Origin of the sequence: Microcoleus sp. B13-B6, assembly GCF_036705405.1 — a bacterium.
Classification (GTDB): domain Bacteria; phylum Cyanobacteriota; class Cyanobacteriia; order Cyanobacteriales; family Microcoleaceae; genus Microcoleus.
In genome coordinates this window covers 65,657-74,739 of record NZ_JAUBUJ010000033.1, presented here as the reverse complement: position 1 = coordinate 74,739, position 9,083 = coordinate 65,657, and the positions used below count along the sequence as shown (strand labels likewise).

The 9,083-nt window shown below is 45.5% G+C and carries 8 protein-coding genes and 1 pseudogene; 4 read left to right on the top strand and 5 right to left on the bottom strand.

What is annotated here, in order from left to right; genetic code table 11:
* The first annotated feature begins 36 nt into the window (after nt 1-36).
* Nucleotides 37-1,281, top strand: a pseudogene (locus QUB35_RS17020) (RNA-guided endonuclease InsQ/TnpB family protein).
* 42 nt (nt 1,282-1,323) lie between these two features.
* Here the strand turns inward: QUB35_RS17020 and QUB35_RS17015 are convergent.
* Nucleotides 1,324-1,926: a DUF3172 domain-containing protein gene (locus tag QUB35_RS17015; RefSeq protein WP_333142979.1), complete on the bottom strand. Its 603-nt coding sequence runs from the start codon at nt 1,924-1,926 to the stop codon at nt 1,324-1,326.
* A 287-nt stretch (nt 1,927-2,213) separates the two neighbouring features.
* Between QUB35_RS17015 and clpS the strand changes: the two genes are divergently transcribed.
* Nucleotides 2,214-2,495, top strand: a complete 282-nt coding sequence (clpS, locus tag QUB35_RS17010) for an ATP-dependent Clp protease adapter ClpS (RefSeq protein WP_015178019.1) — start codon at nt 2,214-2,216, stop codon at nt 2,493-2,495.
* A gap of 231 nt (nt 2,496-2,726) precedes the next feature.
* Here the strand turns inward: clpS and QUB35_RS17005 are convergent, their stop codons facing one another.
* Entirely contained in the window at nt 2,727-3,056 is a 330-nt protein-coding gene (locus QUB35_RS17005) for an RNA-binding protein (RefSeq protein ID WP_333142978.1), read from the bottom strand.
* 287 nt (nt 3,057-3,343) lie between these two features.
* Nucleotides 3,344-4,624 carry a hypothetical protein gene (locus tag QUB35_RS17000; protein ID WP_333142977.1) on the bottom strand — a complete coding sequence of 427 codons (1,281 nt, stop codon included), beginning with the start codon at nt 4,622-4,624 and terminating at the stop codon, nt 3,344-3,346.
* 409 nt (nt 4,625-5,033) lie between these two features.
* Between QUB35_RS17000 and QUB35_RS16995 the strand changes: the two genes are divergently transcribed.
* Complete coding sequence (locus QUB35_RS16995; protein WP_333142976.1) at nt 5,034-6,416, top strand: UDP-N-acetylmuramoyl-tripeptide--D-alanyl-D-alanine ligase; 1,383 nt, start codon at nt 5,034-5,036, stop codon at nt 6,414-6,416.
* Between the two features lie 123 nt (nt 6,417-6,539).
* Here QUB35_RS16995 and QUB35_RS16990 read toward each other — a convergent pair whose 3' ends face one another.
* Entirely contained in the window at nt 6,540-6,974 is a 435-nt protein-coding gene (locus QUB35_RS16990; protein ID WP_333142975.1) for a hypothetical protein, read from the bottom strand.
* Nucleotides 6,975-7,190: 216 nt separating this feature from the next.
* Here QUB35_RS16990 and QUB35_RS16985 point away from each other — a divergent pair, with 216 nt between their 5' ends.
* Nucleotides 7,191-8,312, top strand: coding sequence for an HNH endonuclease (locus QUB35_RS16985; protein ID WP_333142974.1), 1,122 nt, complete (start codon nt 7,191-7,193; stop codon nt 8,310-8,312).
* Between the two features lie 116 nt (nt 8,313-8,428).
* On the opposite strand, the gene QUB35_RS16980 is transcribed toward QUB35_RS16985, so the two are convergent.
* A complete protein-coding gene (locus tag QUB35_RS16980) occupies nt 8,429-8,965 on the bottom strand; it encodes a Uma2 family endonuclease (protein ID WP_333107390.1) in 537 nt (178 codons plus the stop codon).
* Nucleotides 8,966-9,083: the final 118 nt, after the last annotated feature.

Here is a 9,083-nt window from a genome sequence, read left to right as displayed (position 1 = left end):
TTACGGATATGGGTTGATTTACATTCTGGGCATTGCATAAATTATTCCTCCTATTCATACTCTAACTCAGCAACGCCAGAGTTCAAAGCTAAAGGGAAAACAACTCAATACTCAGCAATAGATGAGGCGATTAGAACTGCTCAATTCGTCCGCAACAAATGTATCCGTTTTTGGATGGATAATCGCGGCGTAGGGCAAAAAGAGCTGTATCGCTACAACACCAAGCTGAGAGCTGAGTTTCCCTTTGTAAATACTTTGAACTCTCACGCTTGCCAAGTTGCTATTGAATGGGCATATTCCTCAATTGCTCGATTCTACGAAAATTGCAGGAAGTCTATTCCCGGAAAGAAGGGATATCCAAAATTTAAGAAGAATTGCCGCTCGGTAGAGTACAAAACTTCTGGCTGGAAGCTTTCCCCCGATAGACGCTCAATCAATTTCATTGATAAGAAGGGCATTGGTAAACTTAAACTTAAAGGGACGTGGGACTTACACTTCTACCAACTAGACCAAATAAAGCGGGTTAGGCTAGTGCGTCGTGCCGATGGCTACTACGTTCAGTTCTTGGTGAAAATCGAAACTGGAAAACTAGACATTGAGCCGACAGGTAGAATTGTTGGATTAGATGTAGGAATCAAGGAGTTCTACAGCGATAGCAATGGTCATACTGAGCCTAACCCTAAATTTTATCGAGCAGGCGAGAAGCGTCTAAAGTTTCGACAAAGACGTGTTTCTCGTAAAAGAAAAGGCTCTGCCAATCGTAAACGAGCCATTAATAGACTAGGACGAGTACACCTCAAAATAAGTAGGCAACGTGAAGAATATGCCAAGAGACTGGCACGTTGTGTAATCCAATCTAGCGATTTGGTCGCCTAGGTCGACTTGAGGATTAAGAACTTAGTCAAGAACCATTGTCTTGCCAAGTCTATTAATGATGCGGGTTGGTATCAGTTCAGGAAATGGTTAGAGTATTTCGGGGTTAAGTTTGGCAAGATAACCGTAGCGGTCAATCCTGCCTACACCTCTGAGGAATGCTCTAATTGCGGCACGTTAATCAAAAAATCCCTCTCTATGAGAACCCACACTTGCGAATGCGGCTTCGTCTTAGACCGGGATTGGAATGCTGCTATTAATATCCTGAAATTAGCCTTGAGTACGGTAGGGCATACCGGAACTTGGGTCATAGATCCGAACGCTTCGGGAGATTCGACCTCTACCTTGGTTGGAGTAATCCTGCTAGGGCAAGTTGGGTCTATGAACGAAGAATCCTCGCGCCTTTAGGCCGAGGAGTGTCAATCAACTGAAAACCGCTATATCGGCGATTTAGAAATTTTGACCTTCAGTGGTTGGAGCTATCGAACCCGGTTGGTTGAGGAACAGGTTTTTAGCGCCGTCGTTTTGGTAGATACAGTTAATTTCGGGTTGAGCTTCCAGGGGGCCGGTGAAGCCAAAGGTGTTCATGCGATTTTTGCAATCGCGCACTTGGTCTTGGCTGATGAGTTTTCTTTGTTCGAGAATTGCCCAGTTATTGGTTCGCAAAACGCATCCGGGGCGCATACTAGGCTGCGAGATGTAGACGTTGAAGGGATTGAGGGTGACGTAGAGGCGCATATCTGTCACCATCGCGCTTGCTCCAAACTGCACGCAAAGTTCTGGGTTCGGGGCGCTGCGATCGATAAATTCGCGGGATGCTACGTTCTCTGGGCTAATTGTAGCTGTGGAGCTAAAGGCAATGCCAATGCCAATTCCCAGAATAAAGACGGCTGTTAAAATTCCTAGGGTGGCCGAATTGAGGAAAGAGGGTTTACCGGACTGAGGTTGACGCCGCGACTGTCCGCCAAAGGAGCCGGGGTAGTCGGAGTCTTCATCTCCTCGGGATGGGTCGCCGCTGAATCTGTCGTTGTAGGATTTAGGTTTGCGTTTCATATAAGGTTCCGTCAGTTCTGGAGACTCAACAGGTAGTAGTTTGTTATTTTTAACCGATCGCGCCTTTCTAATATTATGGCGCTAGGAAGGTGGTTGCCCAGGGTCCAGGACACCCCCTGTGGGTTTGGTGTTGGGTTCACAGCTCGCGATCGACCAAGGGGCTGCCTTGTCTGAATTTTCAGATTTCAATAAAATAGCTGAAAGTGAGATAGTCTTGCACAGCGGAGGAATCCGGCTCAAGATTGTTGACAAATTTTAACATTTTACAAGTCAGGAGGTATAGATTAGTGTCTGTCGAAATTATTCAAAAGCCTTCCACAGTCCGCAAGCTTGCACCACGCTACCGCGTTCTGCTGCACAATGATGATTTCAATCCTATGGAGTACGTGGTGCAGACTTTGATGGCGACGGTACCGAGTCTGACTCAGCCACAGGCGGTAAATGTGATGATGGAAGCCCATACTAACGGGATGGGATTGGTGATTGTTTGCGCTCTGGAACACGCTGAGTTTTACGCTGAAACGCTCAATAATCACGGATTGAGCAGCAGCATCGAACCTGACGATTAGAACCTGACGGTACTGCAACGGGTTCGCCCAGCCGGTTTCAGATTTATACCGTCAACCCTCATACATACCAAAAAGCCAAGGGTTCGGCCCTTGGCTTTTTGGTATATTTAATGCGGTAGATATGGAAACTTGAAGAGCATAGGTTTTTCGGAAAGGCCGGAAGTGGTTCGGAGCTAGGTGAGCTCTCGCGCCAATTTCAACTCTTCAATCTCAAATCTTTATCAGAGGAAATTAATAACGTCCTCCGCCGCCGCCCCCTCCGCGAGCAAATTTTCCAGGGCCACCGCCGCCCCGGTTGCCACCGCCCCGGCCTTCATCTTCGCGGGGCTTAGCTTTGTTAACTTTGAGGTCGCGACCCATCCACTCTGCTCCGTCGAGAGCAGCAATCGCTGCATCTTCTTCTGCATCTGTGGACATTTCTACAAAACCGAAGCCGCGGGGGCGACTGGTTTCTCTGTCGGTAGGTAGATGTACCCGCTTAACAGTTCCGTATTCGGCGAAGACGGTGGTGATGTCTTCTTGGGTAACTTGGTAGGATAAGTTACCGACGTATATCGACATGAGGAATAACTCCAAAATTTAGACAGTGCGAAGATTTCAGTTTCGGAGAGTCCCCTGCCGATACAGAAGGGCAAGTTTTTAGACAATTCTGTAGCAATGAACAAAGCCTGCAACTGAATCTGATTCACACTTGGTACTTTAACATAGAATAGAGTCTTTTGAATAGGTTTCAGGAGTTAATTAAGTCGTTCAAATTAAAGGTAAAACTTTTAGGGTATTCAGAAACCTGGTTGATGGGTGTGATGTTTTGCCTGCAGTGGAAGCAAAGAAAGTTATGCCCCCCGCTCTCACCGCAGGAAAGATACATCCACCTTGCCAAAGTTGGTACTCAAAGCTAGGTTCACGTTTTCCAGGGCTTTAACTAACCACACCACGCCTTCTCGGGTACTGCATTCGTAGTGACCGAACAAAATTGCCAGTCGCTTTTCTAGGTAGGGCTTGACTTTGCCGCAAATTAGTACGATTTTCAGCAGCAAACCTGTGGTTTGGGTGGGACCGAGGTTTGAGATCAGGTCGATGAAGACAAAGTGGTTGGGCCGCACAGGACTCTCTACTACTAAAAAGTTCAATAACTGGCTGCAAGTTCTGATCATTAAAAATTCATTAAACTTCTGATCGTCGCTGTGGGGCAGGGTATTTTGTAGTTGCTTATACAATTTTTCGTTAAAGAGACGTTTGCCGTAGCGATCGTCGGTGACAGAAGAAATCAGGTATTCGTACAAGTCGTCTTTAAAGGAGTGGTAGGACTGATTTGTGCTGGCGTTCGCCGTGAAACGGCCCGCTAGCTGTCTGTAGGTATCGGCTCCCTCTACTTTTCCGACAAAGTGCTTGAGGGCAAAGAATAGTTCCGGGTCGGTCAACAGGGTCGGGTTTTTTATAGGTTGTATACTTCTTTGAAAGACAATTGAGGTTTCCCGGCGCGCTGTTTGGGCTTTTCTCACTTGGTGAGCCACGTATTGCGAGAGGTTGACCTCAAATTGCTGCTGCTTTTGAGCTTGGATTTTTTTAATGATTTTCTGCTGTTCGTAGGTGCTGTCGTCGCTGAGGAGGCAGTGTTTGTAGAGGTAAGGGTAACGGGGAATTAAGGTTCCGAGGGGAAGGGTAGCTGGGGTTTTGCTGTTGCTGCTATCTTCATTGTTGTGAGTTATGACTTTGGCTAAACGCTGGAGGGTGAGGTACTGTTCGCTTTCGGTAAATTGGTTTACTAATTGGGGGATGGAGCCTCGCCCCCGCGATCGATTGTATCCCAATAATATTTTGGGCGCTTCTTCAAACAGAGCGATCAATTCAGGGATGGCTGCTTGCTTGCTGGGGTAGGTTTGCCAGCGGTTGATCAGGATGTGGCAGCAGCGGTTGAGGATGTACTTGAATTCTTGTTGGGCGTGTTCTGAGGCTGCTATTTTTTCGAGTGCTTCGGCGATCGAGCGATCGGGATATCCGCTACCCTGGATAAACAAAGTGCGAAAGCGGCTGATGAGTTCGGCCGGCTGCTCTCGTTGTACCAACTCCAGCCAGTGCTTGTAAAGTAGTTGTTCTTCTTCGTGGCTTTGTCTGTTGTAGTTGTTCACTGTGGATTAACCCTCCGAGGCTGGGGCAGTAGCTTTCAGCCCTATTAGCTTGATAAATTGGCAAATGAATCGCAATAATTGAGTCAACCGAGCTTCTCGCCGGATGAGGCTTATGGGTAGAAGCTTTCAGCAGCTTAAGCCGATCGATATTGTTTGCTTAGTTAAACTATTTCCCAACAACAGCATGGCATGAATTGTTGCTAATTAGCAAGGCCTAAAATCACCAGAGACTTTGTAAAGTATTGGTAAAGATTGTCGAGTGGTACGGGAGGATTTCTTGGTTGGCTGACGATTTAGTATTAGGATTGTCAAGGTCAATCCGGGTCGGCAGCCCCCAATCAGTTAAATTGGAGGTCGCGCGAGGTAGGATTAGCTGTGAAAATAATTATTTGAAATGTGAGTGCTGGTTATGGTTTGTCGCGTAAGTATCGCCCGACTTGCTGAAATTTTAACTGTACCTTTGCCTGCTGTGCCTGACGACGTTTTGACAGCTTTAGGGACAGGTATTGCCACAGATACGCGCACTCTTGAAGGGGGCGAGGTATTTTTGGCGCTGCGGGGAGACAATTTTGACGGCCATCAATTTGTAGCAAAAGCCAGGGATTTGGGGGCGATTGCGGCGATTGTCGATCGACATTGGCAAGAAGAATTGCCGAATTTTCCGCTGTTGCGCGTTGACGATACTTTAAAAGCTTACCAGTCGATCGCTCGCTGGTGGCGTGACCAATTCAGTATACCTATAGTTGCTGTTACTGGTTCTGTCGGTAAAACTACTGCTAAAGAGTTAATTGCAGCGGTTTTGTCAACGAAGGGAAATGTTCTTAAAACTCAATATAACTACAACAATGAAATTGGAGTACCAAAAACTCTGTTGGAGCTTTCACCCGCACACAATTATGCTGTGATTGAAATGGGTATGCGCGGCCGTGGTGAAATTGCGCTGCTGTCGCAAATTGCGCGACCTACTGTTGCGGTAATTACTAATGTAGGAACGGCACATATCGGGCGATTGGGTTCGGAAGATGCGATCGCCCAAGCTAAGTGCGAACTTTTAGCCGAAATGCCTGCTGATAGCCTTGCTATTCTAAATCACGATAATCATAGATTAATGGCAACTGCGACCGAAGTTTGGCAGGGAAAAACTTTAAGTTACGGTTTAGAAGGCGGGGATTTGTGCGGAGAATTGCTCACTAATGATACAATACTTATAGATGGTATAGAATTGCCGCTGCCGCTGCCGGGACGACACAATGCTGTAAATTATTTGGCGGCTTTGGCGGTAGGAAAAGTTTTAGGTATTGATGGGGAAGTTTTAAAGCAAGGTTTGTCTGTGCAGTTACCGGATGGACGGGCGCGCCGCTACGATTTGCCCGATGATATTATGATTCTGGATGAGACTTACAATGCGGGTTTGGAGTCGATGTTGGCGGCCCTGAGACTGTTAGCAGATACTCCTGGAAAGCGCCGGATTGCGGTGTTGGGAACGATGAAGGAATTGGGCGAAAGGGCGATCGAATTTCACCGACAAGTGGGAATGGCGGCGCGAGATTTGCAGCTTGATGCTTTGTTTGTTTTTGCTGATTTTGAGGAAGCGACGGCGATGGCTGCAGGTGCGGCGGGTTTGCCTTTTGTGGAGATAGGAGATATTACAGCCCAGGATGGGCGGGAAGATTTAGCAAAGCGGTTGTTGGGATTTGTCGAAAAGGGCGATCGTATTTTATTTAAGGCTTCTCATTCGGTTGAGTTAAATCGAGTTGTGGAGAAGTTTAGGGCAGATTTTGCGGGGGAGTAATAGAAAAGAAATTTTGGGGATTTGAAATTATGCGATCGCTTCTAGTCGATCGCCGCCTCAAACTCACGTTTCGATCGTTGATGCGTAGGGTAAGATGCCCATCTGCACCTAAGTCCCGATGCCTCAATATTTTGATAGCCCTCTGGCCTCGATTTCGATATCGGGATCGATCTCAATTATTGAAATTTTGGCATTTTCAACTACTGTATTTCCGAGCATTGTATTGTGCATTGCCTCAAACTTAGATTCATCCTTAGCAATTCGTTCGTAGTGCAAAATTACGTGATAACGCTTTTCAATCGGCTCTCCCGAATCCGAAATTTCCACCGCATCCCAATCTATATTTTGAGAGTCTTCGGCTTGCTGGCGGTAGCGAGATGCTAAATTTTCCAGGGCGATCGCGATCGCGTGTTCTTTCGTTTGTCCGTAAAAATTCATGGTATCATTGGGGCGATCGCTCAGAGATGACGAAATCTGACAAAGATACTGCCCGTTTGATTGAGCGCAAACGTCGATCGAAATTGTACCAGCAGTGCGATCGGGATTTATTTGAGTCATAAGCTGTTCGGCATTTAAAAGACGATAGTAGGGTGCGTCAGTCCATAAGCGTTTCCCAAGTCCTGTAACTATTCTAACTGACGCACCCTACAAGGCTGAAACTCACCACAGCACAAGTTTTAGGAGCCGGGGAAGCATGACCTATTTCAGGATATGTCGAAAAAAAGCTAAAATATCAATTAGTTTTCGTTGCACTTGTCATGTCGGAGAACAAATATGAATTCAGTTGAGGAAACCGAATTGTCACAAATCGTTGACTTGCCACTGATAGGGTCTGCTGAACAAGATCTCTTCTCAGTCGAAGACAATCGAGAGCGTGCTGATAAGCTAAAAGAATTACTTGCCCCTAAGCTTAAAATAATCATTAAACAAGCTTGTGACCAAATTCACCAAGTTTATGGCACAGATGTACTCTCAGATTGTCAGATATTGACTACACCATGGCACAGCCTTGTAGCCAAGAAAACCCGGTCCTTCAAAATAGCAACCGCTGGCTTGGCTATAAAAGGAAAAGGTTGGTATTTCCAACAGAGATTCGAGTGTACTTCTTATAGTTTATTTGTGAATTTTTTTGGATTAAGAGGGCTAGAAAGCAATCCGATTGTTCACGTTCTGAAAAACCATTTAGAAGATGTTACTAGGATTTTGAAGCATGGTAGATATAATATTTCCTCTGATAACATTGCACCGGAAAAATATGGTAAGTTAAAGTATGATGAGTTCATTAACAAACTGCAATTAATTCATGAAGGAGGTAGGAATGGTACTTATATTCAGAGTCCATCCCTAGTTATTCCTATTAAAGACCTAGATGCAGCTCAGCCAGTGATTAATAACTTTGTCGAAATCTTTGCTATCTTTCGTGCTGCAGCAAATGTGTTTCTTGGTGAGGAAGACCGTTTTGAGGACTACCTAAAATGTTTGAGGGATTGGCAAAATCCGCTTCAGGTTCAGGAATCTGTAACTACTACTAGATTATTTCCTGATGAAGTAGATGCAGTAGAAACATTTCGTGAAGGGGCTGTACGGCAAGTTTCAGTCAATGCCTATGAACGAGAGCCTAAAGCTCGACAAAAATGTATTGATTATTACGGTTCTAGTTGCTATATTTGTGATTTCGATTTTGGCAAAACTTTTGGACAACCAGGAAAAGGTTTCATTCATGTTCATCATCTAAAACCCCTTTCAGAAATTGCAGAAGAGTATGAAATTGACCCTATAAAAGATTTGCGTCCTGTTTGTCCAAATTGTCACGCTATGATTCATCGTCGTTCACCACCATTTAGTCTTGAAGAAATCAAGATGTTGTTGAAGTCTGCTCGTGGTTCTACTATCTAATATGTGGGGCTTCCTGAATAAGCCGATCGCAAACCCAGACCACGCAATATGCGGTATATTCAGCAAACCCTAATTACTATCAACGGGGTTTTAAACCCAGTTTTCTAATAAAATGCCTACTGTCGGCGAATCATAGCCATCACAGCATCAACCGTAAGTTCCGGGAGAATACCTAAAACTGGTAAAATATCTGCACCCGAACAGATTATAGGTAGCTCCTCACCCTGCCATACCCAAACTTGTTGGTGAGAGATATCGATTAGCCATGCTAATTGCGTGCCGTTAATGAGGCAGTGGAGGATCTTATTCTGCAATTTTAAAGTGCTTTGATCCGGCGATAGAATTTCAATTAACCAATCCGGTGCGCCGTTAAGTGGTCCGTCTTCATCGGTAAGCCGATCGCCTGCTACAATCGCTATATCTGGTACTGGCGAGTAGGGAAGTACCAAGCAACGCAACTCTGGTATCGCTTCAAATCGATCAGTCCGATCGTTGATATAGTTAACCAAGTTGTGTTGCAGTCGCGAATGAAAAAGGGTTGGCATAGTTTTTTGAACCGCTCGTCCCAGAATAAATTCCCATGCAGGCGAGGATTCAATATCCGGTTGAGCGAGGAAGTCTGTTAGTGAAAGTGTTGCGATCGACTCAATCATATTTTTTTGTCGAACCTCACTGTACTTATTATCTAGATTAAATCCCCGACTTCGTAGAAGTTGTCGGGGATTGAATTGTTCTGTTTGACTCCAGATAGCACCTACCGGGAGTCAAAAG

Coding starts and splice junctions, on each gene's coding strand:
- QUB35_RS16985 (WP_333142974.1), top strand. CDS start 7,191: ATGAATTCAGTTGAGGAAACCGAATTGTCACAAATCGTTGACTTGCCA.
- QUB35_RS16980 (WP_333107390.1), bottom strand. CDS start 8,965: ATGATTGAGTCGATCGCAACACTTTCACTAACAGACTTCCTCGCTCAA.
- QUB35_RS17005 (WP_333142978.1), bottom strand. CDS start 3,056: ATGTCGATATACGTCGGTAACTTATCCTACCAAGTTACCCAAGAAGAC.
- QUB35_RS17015 (WP_333142979.1), bottom strand. CDS start 1,926: ATGAAACGCAAACCTAAATCCTACAACGACAGATTCAGCGGCGACCCA.
- QUB35_RS16995 (WP_333142976.1), top strand. CDS start 5,034: ATGGTTTGTCGCGTAAGTATCGCCCGACTTGCTGAAATTTTAACTGTA.
- QUB35_RS16990 (WP_333142975.1), bottom strand. CDS start 6,974: ATGACTCAAATAAATCCCGATCGCACTGCTGGTACAATTTCGATCGAC.